We start from the raw sequence: 16,928 nt of genomic DNA on the forward strand, positions 1-16,928 counted from the left end.
GACTTCGTACAACGTAGTACTACGAACACAGGGGTGCGTCCGGTTGAGTGTCGCGACACTGGAGAACGACGTCCGTGATCGGACATCGCGCCGTTCCGGCGGCGGGCCGCGTGACACCGGCCGATCCAGGCTGTGGATCTGGTTGTTCCTGACACCGACCGTCGTGCTGTACGGCGTCTACACCGTCTACCCGATCGTCGCGAGCTACTGGTACTCCTTCCTCAGGTGGGACGGCTTCGGGTCGGACCGGACCTGGATCGGCCTGCAGAACTACCGTGACGTGCTCGCCGATCCGCTGTTCTGGAACTCGTTCAGGATCACCGCGCTGTTCATGCTGGTGACGGTCCCGCTGCAGGTCGTCGGCACGCTGCTCGTCGCGATCGTGCTCAACTCGCCGAAGATGCCGTTCTCGACGGTGTTCCGGACCGCGTTGTTCCTTCCGGTGGTGACCACCACCGCCATCGTCGGCGTCGTGATGCAGTTCGTCCTCGACCCCGCGAGTGGCCCGATCAACCTGGCGCTGACTAGGCTCGGCCTGCTCTCCGAAGGGGTCAACTTCCTCGGCGACTCCTCCACCGCGTTGTGGACCGTGGCCGGCGTCTACGTCTGGAAGTGGTTCGGGATCACCCTCGTCTACTGGCTGGCCGCACTGCAGACCATTCCGAACGAGGTGTACGAGGCGGCCAGGATCGACGGCGCGGGCCCGTGGAAACTGATGCGGCACATCACCATGCCGCTGCTGCGACCGTTCCTCGTCATCATCGGCCTGCTGTCGCTGGAGGCCACGCTGAAGGTGTTCGACCTGATGCTCACCATGACCGGCGGCGGGCCGTTCTACGCCACCGAGGTCGTCGAGATCTACATCTACCGCTGGGCGTTCGCGGCGACCGTCCCGCAACTCGGCTACGCCTCCGCGGCCGCCGTGGTCTTCGGGTTGTTCGTGTGCCTGGTCGGCCTGTTCCAGTTGCTCGGCATCAGGGCCGTGCGCCGGTCGGGGGGTACGGCATGAGCACGGCCCGGATCGCGCGCCGGCTGCCGTGGTGGATCGCCGCGGCCTTCCTGGCCATCGGCTGCGCCCTGTGGGTCTACCCGTTCGTGTGGATGGTCGCCGCGTCCCTGAAGGACCAGATGGAGGTCTTCGCCTCCGGGCTGTCGCTGGTCCCGAAGTCGCCGGTGTGGGCCAACTACGCACGGGCCTGGAACGACGCGCACTTCGGCCGCTACCTGCTGAACACCGTGGTCGTCACCATGGTGACCGTCGTCGTGGTCGTCGTACGCTGCGCGATGGCCGGCTACGTGCTGGCCCGCCACCGGTTCGCGGGCCGCAAGGCGATCATGGTCGTGCTGGTGGCGACGTTGTTCGTGCCGACCGGCTACACGATCATCCCGGTGGTGGACATCTCCCAGCGGCTGGGCCTGCTGAACTCCCTGGGCGGGATCATCGTCGCCCTCAGCGGCGGTGCCCACGTCGCGGCGATCCTGCTCTACCTCGGCTACTTCCGCCAGATTCCGGCAGAACTCGAGGAGGCCGCGATCGTCGACGGCGCCGGCTTCTGGTCGATCTTCTTCCGGGTGATGCTGCCGTTGGCGATGCCGGTGACCGCCACCGTCACGTTGCTGACGTTCCTCGCCACCTGGAACGCGTTCTTCCTGCCACTGGTGTTCACGTTCTCCCGGCCGGACCTGCGCACGCTGAGCGTCGGCATGCTGGCGTTCGTCGGCGAGAACTCCACCGACTGGTCGGGCATGGCGGCTGCGGCGACCATCTCGCTGCTGCCGGTCGTGGTGATCTTCGTGTTGTTGCAGCGCTACTTCGTCGAGGGAATCGCGGGAGCGGTCAAGTCATGACACCGAACATCCTGTTCATCTGCACCGACCAGCAGCGCTTCGACGCGCTCGGTGCGTACGGCAACGACGAGATCGAGACGCCCCACCTGGACCGCCTTGCCCGGCAGGGCGTGCTGTTCGAGAACTGCTACGTGCAGAACCCCGTGTGCGGACCGTCACGGGCCAGCCTGATGACCGGCCGCTACGTCGCCAACCACGGCCTGTGGGCCAACGGCGTCGGCCTGCCCGACCACGAACGCCTGTTCACCAGGGACCTGGCCGACGCCGGCTACGACTGCGGGCTGGTCGGCAAGCTGCACTTGTCAGCATGTTTCGCCGGCCGCACGGAGCGGCGCCTCGACGACGGCTTCCGGGTGTTCCGGTGGGCGCACGACCCCTACCCCGGCTCGTCGGAGAACGCCTACCACCGTTGGCTGCGCGCCGCCCATCCCGACCTGCACGCCGCGGCGCTCGACCCGGCGTCACCGGTGACGTTCGACACGATGCCGACGCAGGCGCACTACAGCCGGTGGATCGGCCTGGAGACGCAGGAGTTCCTGCGCACCGGGCGCGAGCGCGACAGGCCCTTCTGCTTCGTGGCGAACTTCTTCGACCCCCACCACGGCTTCGGCGCGCCGCAGGACTACGTCGACCGCTACGACCCGGAGGCGCTGTCCCGGCCGGTAACCACACCGGACGAGCTGGCGACCAAGCCGGCCATCTACACCGAGGCGTCGAAGGAGTCCTACGCCGGGCACGCCAAGGGCTTCGTGGAGTACACCGAGGCAGAACTCCAGCAGGTGAAGGCCTCCTACTACGCCATGGTCACCCTGGTCGACGACGAGGTGGGCCGCATCCTCGCCACCCTGGACGAGGAGGGCCTGGCCGACAACACGCTCGTGGTCTTCACCAGCGACCACGGTGAGATGCTCGGCGACCACCAGCTGATGCTCAAGGGCCCGATGATGTACGACTGCTCGGTCCGGGTTCCGTTGCTGATGCGGCTGCCCGGTGTGCTCCCGGCCGGCGAACGGCGAACCGAACTCGTGCAGTGGATCGACCTCGCCCCGACGTTGCTGGAACTCGCCGGTCTGCCGCCGCTGGCCCGTGGCCAGGGCGCCAGCCTACTGCCGCTGGCCCGCGGAGACTCCGACGCGTGGACCCGCGACTGGGCGCTGTCGCAGTACCGCAACAGCGGCCATCCGTACGAGCCGCCGGTGCACACCACGATGCTGCGCCACGACCGCTGGAAGCTGGTCGTCCACCACGGTGACTCCGCCGGCCTGAGAGCTCGCACCGGCGAGCTCTACGACCTCGTCGCCGACCCGCGGGAGCTCACCAACCTCTGGGACGACGCGGCACACGCCGCCGATCGGCTTGTGCTGCAGGAGAAGCTGCTCGACGTCCTGGTCGCCACCGAGGACCGCACCCAGCCCCGGGACGCCTTCTGGTAGGCCCGGCGACCGCGACGCCGACGACAGACCATCCACTGCCCTCGACTCCCGAGAGGACCTCCGTGACCGACCCGACGACCGAGCCGTCCACCGACCCGTCCGCGCATCCCCGCCCGCAGTTCCGCCGCGAGACGTGGACCGATCTCTGCGGCGTCTGGCGCTTCGCCTTCGACGACGGCGACGCCGGCCTGCGCGAGCGGTGGTTCGACGCGGCGTCGGCGGAAGTGTTCGGCCGCACCATCCGGGTTCCGTACCCGCCGGAGTCGAAGCTGTCGGAGGTGCACGACCCGGGCTTCCACCCGGTGGTGTGGTACGAGCGGACATTCCCGGTCGCCCCACTGGCGGGAGCAGAACGCGTCCTGCTGCACTTCGGCGCGGTCGACTACTCCGCCACCGTGTGGGTCAACGGCAACAGGGTCGGCGGCCACGAGGGCGGGCACACGCCGTTCTCGTTCGACATCACCGGGGCACTGCACGACGGCGGTGAGCAGGTCGTCGTCGTCCGGGCCGAGGACCTGCCCACCGACGCGAGCCAGCCGCGCGGCAAACAGTGCCGGTCCCTGGAGCCGGAGGGAATCTTCTACGACCGTACGACCGGGATCTGGCAGCCCGTCTGGCTCGAGACCGTTCCGGACGTGCACATCGCCGACCTGGCGTGGAGTTGCGACCTGGAGGCCGGCACCGTCCAGCTGGAGTTGACACTCAACCGGGCACCGGCCTCGCCGGTCGACCTCGACGTCCGGCTGGATCTCGACGGCGAACTCCTCGCCCGGCAGACGGTCCGGGTCGGCGAGGAGACGTCCCGGACCGTCCTCGCCATCCCGGACCTGCTCGGCGGTCGGGCCGGCCGGCTGCTGTGGTCGCCGGAGTCACCGATCCTCGTCAACGCCACCTTGACGCTTCGTGACGGCGACCGGCCAGGCGACGAGGTGGCCAGCTACGTCGGCCTGCGCAGCGTCGGCTTCCGGGACGGGCTGTTCCTGCTCAACGGCCGGCCGTACTACCTGCGGATGGTGCTCGAACAGGGGTTCTGGCCGCAGTCGCACCTCGCCGCTCCGGACGCGGACGCGCTGCGCCGTGAGGTCGAGCTCATCAAGGAGCTCGGCTTCACCGGCGCCCGCATCCACCAGAAGGTCGAGGACCCGCGGTTCCTCTACTGGTGCGACCGTCTCGGCCTGCTGGTGTGGGGCGAGATGGCCAACGCCTTCGAGTTCTCCACCCGGGCGGTCGACCGGCTGACCCGGGAGTGGACCGAGGCCGTACGCCGGGACCGGAGCCACCCCTGCGTCGTGTGCTGGGTGCCGCTCAACGAGAGCTGGGGCGTACCCCACATCGCCACCTCAGAGCAGCAGCGCAGCTTCGCCACCGCGCTCTACCACCTGACCAGGGCGATCGACCCGACCCGTCCGGTGATCTCCAACGACGGCTGGGAACACACCGTCAGCGACATCTGGGGCGTGCACGACTACACCCCGCGCGGCGCCAGCATCGAGGAGCGGTACGGCAGCCCCGAGGCGGTCGGCCGGACCCTCTACGGACCCGGGCCGGGACGCCGCAAGGTGCTGCTCACCGAACCCGTGCGCGAGGGCCAGCCGGTGGTGCTCACCGAGTTCGGGGGCCTGTCCTACCTGCCCACGGCCGAGGCCAACTGGTTCGGCTACAGCACGGTCGACACCCCCGAGACCCTGCGCGCGCGGTTCGGCGAACTCGTCGGCGCCATTCTCGACAGCCCCGAGCTCGCGGGGTTCTGCTACACCCAGCTGACCGACACCCAGCAGGAGCGCAACGGCCTGCTCACCGAGGACCGTACGCCGAAGCTGCCCGTCGAGCAGATCCACGACATCGTGGCCGGGCCGAGCCGGGCGATCCCCGCGGAGGAGATCGACGCCTACCGCCGGGCCGCCCACCAGGCGCAACAGCAGCAGCCGGATGGGCCCGCGAAGGGGGCGGCACGGTGAGCACGTCACGGCCGAACATCCTGCTGGTGATGACCGACCAGCACCGGGCCGGCTTCACCGCCGGCGAGGGGTTCGGGCTGGACACGATGCCGTTCCTGGACTCGGTGGCCGCGTCCGGGACCCGCTTCCGCAACGCCTACACGACGGCACCGGCGTGTGTGCCGGCGCGGACCAGCCTGCTCACCGGGCGCTTCCCGTCGGCCCACCGCGTACGCCAGAACTCCGCGGCCGGGGAGGTGCTTCGCGGTGAGGACCTGCTGGACGTCCTCGCGGCGGCGGGCTACTCGACGCACTTCGCCGGGAAGACGCACATGTATCGCGGCGCGGACGACTTCGACTCCTTCGCCGGTCCGTACTGGCACGAGCGGGGGCCGGACTCCACCGACGAGCAGCGGGACTTCTCCGCCTGGTTGCGGTCGATCGACCACGGCCCGGCCCTGGAGCCGACGGCGTTCCCGCTGGAGTGCCAGTATCCGTACCGCATCGTCTCCGACGCGATCGAGGCGCTGGACCGGCGCGATCGTGACCGGCCCTTCTTCGGCTGGGTTTCCTTCCCGGAGCCGCACAACCCCTACCAGGCGCCGGAGCCGTACTTCTCGATGTTCCCCGAGGACGAGGTTCCCGACCGCGCCTGCGGCCCGGAAGCCGCACAGGCCAAGGGCGGTGCGTGGAAGTGGCTCGCCGATCTGCTGGAGGAGAAGAGGCCGGGCTACGACCGGCTGTGGCGACGCTACCGCGCCACCTACTGCGGCATGCTGCGGCTGATCGACGACCAGATCCGCCGGCTGCTCGGACATCTCGAAGCGCAAGGCGTGCTTGACGACACGCTCGTCGTCTTCGTCGCCGACCACGGGGACTACGTCGGCGACTACGGCCTGCAGCGCAAGGGCGCGGGGATGCCGGAGGCGCTGATGCGGATCCCGTTCGTCCTGGCCGGTCCGGGCGTGGTCGCCACGGACGACGCCGCCGAGCACGTGTCCCTGGCCGACCTCTTCCCCACCCTGTGCGAGGCGGTCGGTGCGGACATCCCGTACGGCGTGCAGGGCCGCAGCCTGTGGCCGGTGCTGACCGGAGGCGACTACCCGGCGCAGGAGTTCGCGAGCGTCTACGCAGAACGCGGCTACGGCGGTGTCCCGTACGACGAGGACCAGCGCCCGCCGCTGCACTTCCCCTACGAGGGAACGAAGTACGACGAGCTCAACAGCGTCACCCAGAGCGGCACGTCCCGCATGGTCCGGCAGGGCCGGTGGAAGCTCGTCTACGACGTGACCGGTCGCGGTGAGCTCTACGACCTGGCCGAGGACCCGATGGAGCTGTCCGACCGGTGGGGCGACCCGGACGTGGCCGGGGTCCGGGCCGCGTTGACCGAGCACCTGCTGTGGTGGTCGACCCGGGTCGTGGACGACCTGCCCCGCGCGGCGTACGAGCCACGACGCGCACCGCACAACCATCTCGCACCGTTCACCGTCCGCCGCCGCGAAGCCGAAGCCTGACCGCGGCGGCAGCGCCGGCGCCACTGAGCGTCCGGCGCCGAGCAGGAGGAAAGCACGCATGGTCAACCGAATGTTCAACCGGCGAAGGTTCCTGGCCGCCTCGGGTGGCGCCCTGCTCGGCGCCGCCGGACTCGGCGCCTGCAACACGGCTCCGAGTACGACCGACCGCGCCGGCGGGTCCGGTGGTGGTGGCGGCGGCGGTGGCGGTGGCGGGCGCGGTGGCACGCTGCGCTGGTGGGACCAGTTCCAGCCGCGGGCCGACCTGCACGAGAAGATCTTCGCGGAGTTCGAGAAGTCGACCGGCGTGCACGTCGACTACACGGTCTACAACCCCAACAAGCAGGGTCAGGCGCTGCAACTCGCGTTCAGCAGCAAACAGATGCCGGACGTCTTCACCACCGCCGGGCTGGGAGTGCCGGCGGCCAGGCTGCGCAAGCAGGGCTGGTTCGCGCGGATCGACCTGGACGAGAAGGCGCTGGCGGCGATCCCGAAGTCGGCGTTCCTGGAGGGGTTCACCCACTTCGGCGGCAAGCTGTACTCCCTGCCGCTGGTCTCCTTCCGCCAGTACACGACGTTGACGTGGTTCAACACCGACCTGGTGAAGAAGGCCGGCGCGGACCCGGCACGCGACCTCGCCACCTGGGACGGCGTCCGCAAAACCGCCCGCGCGATCAGGAAGACCGGCGGTGGGGCGTACGGATGGATCGCGCCGCTGCAGTTCGCGCCCCGGATGGGTGAACACGTCGAGGACCTCGCCCAGGCCGCCGGCGGTGTCGGTGGCGTCGACCCGCGCACCGGTGAGTACACCTACGGAAGCGACGCGTACGTACATGCCGTGGAGTTCCTGGCGTCGATGAAGCGGGACGGCGTTCTGTTCCCCGCCTCCTCCTCCCTCGACGCCCGGACGGCCAGGGCACGGTGGACCACCGGGATCGCCGGCGTCTTCTTCGACGGCCCGTGGAACGTCGGCGTGGTCAACGACGGCTTCAAGCAGTTCCTGGACAAGCTGGACGTGGCCGCGGTCCCGGTCGCCGAGCCCGGCCGCACACCGGTGATCTACAGCGCGCCCAAGGGCGGCGACTTCTGGCTGTCGGCGAGTTCGCAGCTGAAGGACAAGGCCTCGCAACTGCTCGGACGCTTCGCCACCGAGGACGTCATGCTGCGCGAGGCCGAGCAGATGGACGCCATGCCGGTGGACCTCTCCCTGGTGGACAGGGCGAACGTCCACCCGACCTTCAAGCGGGCCGCCGAGTTCTACCGGCAGCAGGTCAAACTCGCACCCAGTCCCGTCGCCCGTAACGCTGCCGTGTCCGACGTCGTGGCGGAGATGAAGCCGATCGACCCCAACCTCGGGACACTCGTCCAGGGTGCGCTCGGCGGGCAGGTCAAGGACATCCGGAAGGCCCTGACGGAGTACGCGGACAAGCTCACCGCCGAGCGGGCGCGGGCGATCAAGGTGGTCGCGGGCAAGGGCGCGAAGGTCAGCGAGGACGACTGGAAGTTCGACGACTGGAAGCCGGGAGAGGACTACGGCACCGACAAGTACGGCTCGTAGGTACTCTTCGGGCGGGCCCGTGGGTGGCCGAGGAGAGTGGGTCGAATGCGCGCGACGATCAGGGACGTGGCGAAGCTGGCCGGAGTGTCGATCAAGACGGTCTCCAACGTCCTGAACGACTACCCCTACCTGACGCCCGAGACGAAGGGGAAGGTCGAACGCGCACTGGCCGAACTCGACTACCGGCCCAACATCTCGGCACGGAACCTCCGTCGCGGGCGCACCGGCCTGATCGCGCTGGCGCTTCCGTCGATGCGCAGCCCGTACTTCGCCGAGATCGCCCATCTCATCGTCAAGGAGGCCGAGACCCGCGACCTCACCGTCCTCATCGACTGCACCGAGGGAGCGCGTGAACGCGAGCAACTGGTGGCCGAGGGGTTCCGCAGCCACCTCATCGACGGGATGATCCTGCAGCCCTGGTCACTGACGGCTTCCTACCTGCGCAACCGGCCCGACCGGACACCGCTGGTCCTGCTGGGCGAGCGGCTGCAGCGGTCCGCCGACAGCGTGGCGATCGACAGCCGGGCGGCGGCAGCGGCGGCCACCGAGCACCTGATCGGACTCGGCCGCCGCCGGATCGCCGTCATCGGGGCGCCGCCGCAGACCCAGGGCGCCAAGCGCCCGCAGGAGTCGGGCCGGCGACAGCTTGGCTACACCGACGCCCTCACCCGGGCGGGCCTGCCGTTCGACCCGGCGCTCGTCGTCCACCAACTCGAGCACTCCCCCGAGGGCGTCGCCGCCGCCGTCGACGAACTGCTCGCCTCGGCCGGGCACTTCGACGCACTCTTCTGCTTCAACGACCGCGTGGCTCTCGGGGCGATCCGGACCCTGCACTCGCGCGGCCGGCGCGTTCCCGAGGACGTCGCGGTGGTGGGGATCGACGACATCGAGGCCGCCCGGCTGAGCACCCCGTCGCTGTCGACGATCTCCCCGGACAAGCAGCTGATCGCGCGTACGGCAGTGGACATGCTGGTCGAGCGCATCGACGGCCTCGACCGCCCGGCACGCCGGGTGGTCGCGGAGTTCGAGCTGGTGCCGCGCGAGAGCACACTCGGCGACCGGGGCATTGACGTACGGCGACAACCGGCATAACCCCCGAGTGATAACCAATTGGCCGAGTTGTATATTTATCGGCACTGCGACGTTGGTGCCCGGTTCCGGCCGACTAATGTGCGATAGGCCACATTGACAGGCCCGAATTCGCGTCCGAAATGTAGCTGACAAAACAGGCCCAACCAGCTCTTTGTCAACCATTTCGTCAATTTTTGATCATGACGGCGCGGGAGAGTACCACCCTTGCCGGGTCGTATTCACCCGAACACAATGAGCCGTTACGTCCGTATGCGAACGTCTACCCCTTCTGCGGCAAGAGAAGGGGTAGTTCCTTGAATTTCTTTCAGCGGCTCGGCACCGTTCGATATCTTCTGACCGGGCTGGCCGTCGCTCTGGTCGCGGTCGGCGGCACCGCCGTCGTCGGCGCGGTGAGGTCCGACGGCACGCCACCGAAGAACGCCTCGGCCGATCTGGCCGCGGCCGCGCCCGCCAAGACTCCGACCGCCCGGCCCACCGCCCGACCTACCGCCCGGCCCACGCCGGCGAAGACGGCGACGAAGACCGCCACCCCGAAGGCCACTCCCAAGGCGACCAAGCACAGGTCCAAGCCCAAGGCCAAGCCCGTCAAGACGAGGAAGGCCGAGGTCAGGAAGGTCGCGAAGAAGAAGTCGGTCACGGTCGCGAAGCGCAAGGCCGTCACGCACAAGGCCAAGCCGGCGCCGAAGTCGGTCGTCGACGGCCCCATCAGCCGCGCCGAGGTTCTTGCCCGGGCACGCACCTGGCTGACTCCGTCGATCAGCTACGACATGAACGGCAGCGCGCCCGGACCCGGCGGCACCGAATACCGGACCGACTGCTCCGGCTACGCCTCGATGGCCCTGCACCTCGACCCCCCGGGCCGCAGCACCATCGACCTGCCCGACGTCACCCGCGTGCTCGGCAGCAAGGACGACCTGAAGCCGGGTGACCTGCTCGGGATCATGGGTTCGGACACCGGCGGCGCCGGCGGCCACGTGATGATCTTCGTGAAGTGGAACGACACCTCGCACTCGAGCTTCACGGTGTACGAGCACAGCGGCAACCCGGACCGCCCGCACAAGAGCGTGTACGACTGGCCGATCCAGGACTCGCGCGGCACCTACCTCCCGTACCGCTACGACAAGATCGTGAACTGACCCCATCCGTCGGACATACGCGTGTGATCGATTCCGCGCGTGAAGGCTGCCGCGCCGCTACCGTGAGAGACGATGCGTCGCGAACACAGCCTGGGGCCACCGATGGGATCTCCCGCCGAATCCTTGTCGCTGCTTGTCCAGCAGGGCGGCCGGCGTCTGCCGGCCGCCCTGCTGGAACGTCTTGGACAGGGGCTGCGCGCCGACCTGTCCGCGGTACGGATCCACACCGACGCGGCGGCCGACCGCGCGGCCAGGTCGCTGCGGGCGGACGCGTTCGCCTGCGGCAGCCACGTCTTCTTCCGTACGGGCGCCTACCGGCCCGACACCACGGCCGGCTTCCGGCTGCTGGCGCACGAGGCCGCCCACGTCGTGCAGCAGGCGCGTGCCGCGGAGTCCGGTGTGGCGTTGGCCGCTTCGTCGGAGCGGGACGCCGACCGGTGCGCGGACCTGCTGGTGGCCGGTCGGCGGGCCGCGGATCCGTCCACCGATCCGTGCGCCGGGACGACCGGGACGACCGGGACGACCGTCGTACGCCCGGGCCTGTCCCCGGTCCTCCAGCGGCACGTCTCCTTCGAGCACCGGGTCCTCGGCGACCTGGCCACCGACGACCTGGTGGCGATCTCGCCGCTCGGCGCCGGCGCCGCGGCCTCCGGTGGACGCAGGCAGGAGATCCTCGACCGGCAGATCCGGCTGTGTGAACTGTGGCGGGACGATCCGGCGGTGGTCACCGAGGAGCAGGTCCGGAAGGTGTGCCCGTGGATCCGGACGCTGCGGCTCGGGCCGGACCGGGTGCTCGCGACGTACGGCGAGGTGAACGCCCTCCCCGACTATCTGGCCAACGCCCCCGCGCTGGAGTCGCTGGACGAGGGGCACCTGCTGCCGATCCTGCAGACGATCCGCCAGGAGGGCTACAACAACCTCAGCCGGTTGCGCAGTGGTGCGGACCCGCGGGCGTTCTTCGCCCGGTCGGCGTCCCCGCCGTACGACTTCGAGATGGTCACCAGGCTGGTGAAGTGGGACGAGCTGGACGAGCTCACCCGCGACCTGGGCGTGCTGCGCGAGGACCACTTCCGTGGGCTGCTGGCCCGCAACGCCTGCCACTTCGCGCCGTTCTCCTGGTATCGCTGGGAGACCTCCCACCTCATCGCCCGCGACCTGGCCGGGCAGGCGCACGCCACCGGTGACCCGGAGCTCGCGCGGCGGGCCTGGACCTTCGCCGGCTACGCCGACCACTTCCTGCAGGACTCCTTCGCCGCCGGCCACCTTGTCAACAAGACCTTGATCATGCAGTGGTTCGTGGAGTGGGCCGCGGGCCAGGATCTCGTGCCGGTGGCGGACCTGGACGTCATCACGGCCATGACCGCGGACCGTCAACCCGGCCTTGCGGGCTTCCAGCTGTACGACGACGGCTACGCCGGACCGTCCCACGATCCGCAGACCTCGCAGGAGCGGCCGACCGCGCAGGAGCGGCTGCGGGGCAGCGGTCTCGTCCTCGACCCGTCGCAGGACCCGCACGCGGTGTACCAGAAGTACCTCCGGTTCCTGGCCAACGACGCGGCACAGCTGTCGTGTGCGATGGCGCACGACTACTACAACAGCCACTCCCTGTGGGTCGCGTCGAAGGCGCACCAGGAGCCGTACGAGGTGTGGGGCGACGCCACGTTGCTGACCGGTCGGGACGGAGCCGAGGGCATCCGCCAGACCAGCGGCGCCGCCCAGCTGGCCCAGGCCGCGGTGGAGCAGATCATCCGTACCGGCGAGATGTCGGGCAGCGCGGCGGACATCCGCCGGCACTTCCCCTCGATGGTGCGCACCGAGGCGGGCGACCTGGAGCCGGTGGCCGCGTGGAACACCGGCCGGCGGGAGTTCTTCGAGGCCAACATCTTCTCGGCGTTCCTGCCGGCGCTGCAGAACATCCTGGTGCGGGTGTTCTCGCCCCGGCTGGGCGTGGTGTCCCAGGACCAGGACCTCGCGGAGGTGTGGGGGCAGGAACTCGACGGTGCCGACGACCGCCCGGTGCACGTTGTCGAGTCCGGCGGTCGGCTGTTCGCCGGCGCGAACGGCCACGCGTACGAGATCGAACCCACCAAGGGAAGTGTGCGGGTCACCCGCCGCGTCGCGGACCTGGGAGTCATCGGCAGCCGCGACACCCGGCTGGCCACCGACGGGACGACGTTGTTCGTCGGCGTCCACGGCCGGCTGCACGGTTTGTCGTTGCCCGACCTGACCCCGCGGTGGGCGTTGTCGGTGCACGGCCCGAACCCGTTCGACCGCGGGCGGGTCAACGTGCTGTGGGACGGGCACCGGCTGCTCGCGGGATCTTCCGGCCAGGTGTGCGAGATCGATCCGGTGTCGGTGACTCTGCTGCGCAAACACCGGCTCGAGCCCACCCTCGGCTTCGGCGGCCACGAGACGACGCTGGCGAGTGACGGGACGATGGCGTTCGCCGGGACACCCGGCCACGTGTACGGCATGACCTCCGCCGATCGCCGGCCCCGATGGCGGGTCGACCTCACGAAGGTCGGGGGGCGGCCGTCCCGTCCCGTCTCGGTGCTGTGGAACGACGGGCGGCTGCTCGCGGGCACCGCCGGTCAGCTCTGTGACATCGATCCCACAACCGGTGCGGTGGCCCACCTGCTCACCCTCACCGACCACGCCGGCGAGCACCCGATGTCACTGTCCGCCGAGGGCGGGACGGTGGTCGCGGCGGTAGACAACCGGGTGTACGCGGTCGACCCGGCCGACTGGTCCGGTGCCCGCTGGTCGGTCGACCTCGACGGCGACGACGACGTGGAGCGCGGACCGGTCAGCGTGTCCCTGCAGGGCCCACACCTGTTTGTGGGCTCGCGAGGTCACCTGCACCACCTGGACCCGGCGACCGGCCGGGTGCGCAACAGCCTGCCGTTGCGGCACCCGGTCAGCCTCGGCGACTTCGCTACCACCATCGCGGCGTCGGGCAGATTCCTGCACGTGGGCATGCACGGTCACGCGTACCAGGTGCTCGTCAACAACTGAGGTCCGAGCGCTGTCAAGGTGATCTTGACAATCCGCGAGGGACGCGCCCCGCGGGGGGCTATCCCGGATACCAGACGATTCGCGGGTCGTCCGGGCTTCGCCGGTAGTCCCAGGCGTCGTCGATCAGGCGCTCGGTGTCGTACTTCGGCTTCCAGCCGAGCAGGAACTTCGCCTTGGCGTTGTCCAGCCAGGTCGAGTGGAACGACGTCGGCACCTTGACCACGGGCAGGCCGCGCGTCTTCGCGAGATGGTCCGTCACGTGCTGGTAGTCGACCGGCTCGTCCATGCAGACGTTGAAGGTCTGGCCCAGCGCGGCCGGGTGGTCCAGCGCGATGGCGATCGCCTCCACCAGGTCGGTGACGTGCACGAAGTTGCGCTTCAACGGGTTCCCGTCGGCGTCCAGCGCCAGCGGAACCGCACCGTCCGGAACGTCACCGTCCACCAGTTCCCGCCACGGCGGCCCGCCGAACAGGTCGTCGCCGAACGACAGGGAGTACCGGAAGTCGTCCCGGTCCATGATCCACGGCGCCCGCAGGCACGTGGACTTCAGGCCGTACGCGATCTGGTACTGCTCGAGCATGACCTCCTCGAGCACCTTCGACAGCGCGTAGCACCCTTCGTAGGCGGTGTGCCGCTGCGTCTCGGTCACCGGCACCGGGTGCTTGTAGACGAAGTGGCCGACGGCGGCGTCACCGCCGATGAGGACGAAGCGCTCGAACGTCGGGCTCTCCCGCGCCTCCTCCAGCAGCCAGAACAGCCCCTTGACGGCGACGTCCATGATCTCGTCCGGCGTCTCCTTGCACGTGGCCAGAGGCACGACGTGGGTCACGCCGTCCATCGCCCGGCGTACGGCGTCCCGGTCGGCGATCGAGCCGAACACCGACTCGACGCCGTCCACGTCCAGACTCCGGTTGTGGCAGAGCGCGCGGATCTCGCAAGTCCCCCGCAGGCGTTCGACGAGGGCCCGGCCCACCTTGCCGGTCGCACCGGTGACGAGGAGCCTCACGAGTTCTGCCACTGCGGGAGGTCGAGCAGGACGCTGCCCTGCAGCTTCTGGGCCTGCTTACGCGCGCCGGTGGAGTCGAAGAACTGCCCCTCGTCGAAGAGCCAGGGCCGGGTGCCGCCGTCGGCCTCGTGCCGCGCCCGCAGGTCGGCGAGCATGCCGTCCCCTCGCCCGTACGACGGCCACTTCACCCCCGACTGGCAGAACGACATGTCGATGAAGAAGCGCGGGCTGCCCTCACCGCCCGGCTTGGCCCGGCGCGCGTGCCACATGCCCGAGTGCACGATCAGCATCGAGCCGGGCGAGACGTCGTCGACCGTGATCGACCCCGGCAGGTCGGAGTCGCCGAGGAACGTCAGTGCGTTGCTCTCCACGGCGTGGTCCTGCGAGCCGGGCACCAGGAGCAGGTCGCCGATCGTGCCGTTGAGTCCGTTGAGGTAGAAGAACACGTGCACCATCAGGTGCGAACGGTTGGTCTGCGGGTACTGCTCGTAGTCCTGGTGCCAGGCGACGCCCCTGGTGCCGGCGTCGTGCCGCGCGGCGTGGATGTGGTGGAAGACGTACCGCTGCCCGCCCATCACCTTGTCCACCTGCTCGAGTGCCCGCGGATGCCAGGTGAGCGCCCCGATCTCGTTGCTCTCGTACGCGTTCCGCTGCGGCCTGGTCGACGCGTGTTCGTCGACGGCCACCTTCAGCGTCTCGATCTCCTCCTTGCCGAGGAAGTCCGGGAAGACGGCGTACCCCTGCTCCTGGAACGTATCCAGCATCACTTACCCCTTCGGCAGCCCGAACGGCTACGTCGACCGACATGGCGGGAGCTCTGCGTCGCACATCGGCACGGCAGTGGGCGGACAGCACGCAAGGTCAACTCTCGACGCTAGCCGCGCCCCGATTTGGGTGTCAACGCGCCCCGCCCGGCGGCCGGTACCGGCCGCATCGGAGGACCGTTCACTGAGTACGACCGTGCGCCGTGGGTGACCTCAGCCGGCGGCCAGGACGCGGTCGAGGGTAGCCCGGCCCGCGGATCCCCAGGTCGGCTGCCCGCCGGGCAGACCGCGTTCTGCCGCCTGGCCGATCCCGATGAGGGAGACACCGCGCAGGACTGCCCACGCACGTGCCCGCCGGACCGTCGCGTCGTCGGCGATCGCGTACGACGCGAAGAAGTGCGATGCCGTGCCTGCCGGCAGCAACAGCCACGCGGCCGCGAGGTCGGTCGCCGGATCGCCGGCACAGAGCTCACCGAAGTCGAGTACGCCGGACAGCGTGCCGGCCGAGGTGACGACGTTCGCCGGGTGAAGATCACCGTGGATCCACACCGGCGGACCGTTCCAGCCGGGAGCCGTGACGCCGTCGTTCCAGACGCTGCGGACGTCCGCGACCTCGACGCCTGCGTCGACCGCCTCGAGCTTCTGCTCGAACTCGGTCGCGACAGCACCGAGGGGCACACCGCGTTTCGGGTTCGCCGGCGCCCCCGCGGGTGCGCGTACGTGCAGAGCCCGCAGGAACCCGGCCAGGGTTTCCGCCGCGTGTGGACCGCGGCTGATCGGGATGCGGTCCGCGGGTTCGCCCGGCACCCACGTCGTGACGGCCCACGGCATCGGAAAGAGCGCGGAGGGTTCACCGTCTCGCACCGGAACCGGCACGGGCAGCGGGAGCCGCGATGCGAGTACGGGCAACCAGCGTTGCTCCTTGTGAAGAAGCGACGGTGCGCGCTGAGAGCGTGGTAATCGAACGGCCAGGTGGTCCCCCAGCCGCCACAGCTGGTTGTCCCATCCCCCGGCCACCGGGCGAAGCTCCAAGTCCGCGAGGTCCGGATGCTGTGCCCGCACCAGCGAGCGCACCAGCGGTTCGTCGATCTCGAACCTGTTTACCGTCAATTCGAGATTGCCCCCAGTGGCCGGAAGTCGGTGAAGGTCTCGCAACCCTCCGACCCGCCAGACCCTCGGTCCAGGTAGTAGAAACTGGTCGGGCGCCGGTCGTACTGGCGGTCCTCGTACTTGATGCGCACGACGTCATAAGAGCTCCCCCTCGTGAGGTCGAGTGCTTCCATATACAGCTCTTTGAGGGTGGGAGCACCTTCTGGCCAGGTACTCGTTCTGGCCGGGGCGTTCAGCGGCCTCACGTCGGTGGTCTCGTCGTCGTGGACGGTGAGCGACCAGGCGCCGCGGGACGTCCCACCGCACTTGCCGTCGAAGTACTCGAGCGTGAACGAGTAGTCGGAGATCTCGTCCCACGGGGCCGGCTCGCCTTCACCGGCGTCGGCGGCCCCACAGCCGCCAGCGAGGAACGCGACGACTGCGGCCGTCCCGGCGGTCCGTCCGCGGATGGTGTGCAAAGTCCATGAGCGGTTCACGTCCCGGCTCCTTCCGCCGAAGCGACCTGCCGTACAGGAGAG

Annotated in this window: 13 protein-coding genes; 9 read left to right on the top strand and 4 right to left on the bottom strand. The window is 69.5% G+C overall.

Features of this window, described 5'->3' with window-relative positions; translation table 11 throughout:
- The first annotated feature begins 43 nt into the window (after window positions 1-43).
- The 9 genes from FHR37_RS19950 (at window position 44) to FHR37_RS19990 (ending at window position 13,530) form a co-directional block, all read left to right on the top strand.
- Window positions 44-1,009 carry a carbohydrate ABC transporter permease gene (locus FHR37_RS19950; protein WP_237768932.1) on the top strand — a complete coding sequence of 322 codons (966 nt, stop codon included), beginning with the start codon at window positions 44-46 and terminating at the stop codon, window positions 1,007-1,009.
- Entirely contained in the window at window positions 1,006-1,848 is an 843-nt protein-coding gene (locus FHR37_RS19955) for a carbohydrate ABC transporter permease (protein ID WP_092885357.1), read from the top strand. The genes FHR37_RS19950 and FHR37_RS19955 overlap by 4 nt, the downstream gene beginning before the upstream one ends.
- On the top strand, window positions 1,845-3,281 hold the full coding sequence (locus FHR37_RS19960; protein WP_092885359.1) for a sulfatase-like hydrolase/transferase: 1,437 nt from the start codon (window positions 1,845-1,847) through the stop codon (window positions 3,279-3,281). Before FHR37_RS19955 ends, FHR37_RS19960 begins: the two co-directional genes overlap by 4 nt.
- Window positions 3,282-3,343: 62 nt before the next feature.
- On the top strand, window positions 3,344-5,239 hold the full coding sequence (locus FHR37_RS19965; protein ID WP_092885361.1) for a glycoside hydrolase family 2 protein: 1,896 nt from the start codon (window positions 3,344-3,346) through the stop codon (window positions 5,237-5,239).
- Window positions 5,236-6,732: a sulfatase family protein gene (locus FHR37_RS19970; RefSeq protein ID WP_237768933.1), complete on the top strand. Its 1,497-nt coding sequence runs from the start codon at window positions 5,236-5,238 to the stop codon at window positions 6,730-6,732. Before FHR37_RS19965 ends, FHR37_RS19970 begins: the two co-directional genes overlap by 4 nt.
- Window positions 6,733-6,790: 58 nt before the next feature.
- Complete coding sequence (locus tag FHR37_RS19975) at window positions 6,791-8,287, top strand: ABC transporter substrate-binding protein (RefSeq protein ID WP_092885363.1); 1,497 nt, start codon at window positions 6,791-6,793, stop codon at window positions 8,285-8,287.
- A 45-nt stretch (window positions 8,288-8,332) separates the two neighbouring features.
- Window positions 8,333-9,379 (top strand): LacI family DNA-binding transcriptional regulator, encoded by a 1,047-nt coding sequence (locus FHR37_RS19980; RefSeq protein ID WP_092885365.1) that lies wholly within the window; start codon window positions 8,333-8,335, stop codon window positions 9,377-9,379.
- A 293-nt stretch (window positions 9,380-9,672) separates the two neighbouring features.
- Window positions 9,673-10,515, top strand: coding sequence for an NlpC/P60 family protein (locus FHR37_RS19985; RefSeq protein ID WP_092885367.1), 843 nt, complete (start codon window positions 9,673-9,675; stop codon window positions 10,513-10,515).
- Window positions 10,516-10,638: 123 nt separating this feature from the next.
- Window positions 10,639-13,530: an eCIS core domain-containing protein gene (locus FHR37_RS19990; RefSeq protein WP_179771012.1), complete on the top strand. Its 2,892-nt coding sequence runs from the start codon at window positions 10,639-10,641 to the stop codon at window positions 13,528-13,530.
- 58 nt (window positions 13,531-13,588) lie between these two features.
- On the opposite strand, the gene FHR37_RS19995 is transcribed toward FHR37_RS19990, so the two are convergent.
- From FHR37_RS19995 to FHR37_RS20010, 4 genes are all read right to left on the bottom strand, one after another.
- Window positions 13,589-14,548, bottom strand: coding sequence for an NAD-dependent epimerase/dehydratase family protein (locus FHR37_RS19995; RefSeq protein ID WP_202884542.1), 960 nt, complete (start codon window positions 14,546-14,548; stop codon window positions 13,589-13,591).
- Window positions 14,533-15,300, bottom strand: coding sequence for a phytanoyl-CoA dioxygenase family protein (locus FHR37_RS20000; protein ID WP_092885373.1), 768 nt, complete (start codon window positions 15,298-15,300; stop codon window positions 14,533-14,535). Before FHR37_RS20000 ends, FHR37_RS19995 begins: the two co-directional genes overlap by 16 nt.
- Before the next feature lie 213 nt (window positions 15,301-15,513).
- Entirely contained in the window at window positions 15,514-16,410 is an 897-nt protein-coding gene (locus tag FHR37_RS20005; RefSeq protein ID WP_092885375.1) for an aminoglycoside phosphotransferase family protein, read from the bottom strand.
- Window positions 16,407-16,868: a hypothetical protein gene (locus tag FHR37_RS20010; RefSeq protein ID WP_092885377.1), complete on the bottom strand. Its 462-nt coding sequence runs from the start codon at window positions 16,866-16,868 to the stop codon at window positions 16,407-16,409. The genes FHR37_RS20005 and FHR37_RS20010 overlap by 4 nt, the downstream gene beginning before the upstream one ends.
- Window positions 16,869-16,928 lie beyond the last annotated feature (60 nt).

This window comes from Actinopolymorpha cephalotaxi, from assembly GCF_013408535.1.
Taxonomy (GTDB): domain Bacteria; phylum Actinomycetota; class Actinomycetes; order Propionibacteriales; family Actinopolymorphaceae; genus Actinopolymorpha; species Actinopolymorpha cephalotaxi.